The 343-nt window shown below is 49.3% G+C and carries 1 pseudogene; it reads right to left on the reverse strand.

What is annotated here, in order from left to right:
• Window positions 1-283: pseudogene (locus AY633_RS15695) on the reverse strand (S9 family peptidase); the annotation flags it as partial.
• Between the last annotated feature and the right edge of the window lie 60 nt (window positions 284-343).

A 343-nucleotide genomic window follows, 5' to 3' on the forward strand; every position in this document is an offset into this window, starting at 1 on the left:
TTTTCTCGGTTTCCAAATCCACAGAGCCGATTTGGCGGTGATAGTCCTGCTTGACTATTCCATTGCCTTCAATTTTGTATTTCATGAGCGTCGTGCGATACGGTTCAGGCTTTTTCTCTTCCCCTTCGTCCTTTGATTCTGCATCCATCAATTTTTTGCCATCCTGCACAAGCGCATTGACCCAGATTTTCTTATTGCAAGGCGACCAACGGAACCTGCTCACGCTTTTTTCAAAATCCGTCAAAGCGCGTGCTTCCCCGCCACTTGCTGTCAAGACATGCAATTGCTGCTGTCCCCTCCGGTCAGGTCAATAGGCGATATGACGGCCTTCCGCTCACCAGTC

Origin of the sequence: Planococcus maritimus (assembly GCF_001592825.1) — a bacterium.
GTDB classification, from domain to species: Bacteria; Bacillota; Bacilli; order Bacillales_A; family Planococcaceae; genus Planococcus; species Planococcus maritimus_C.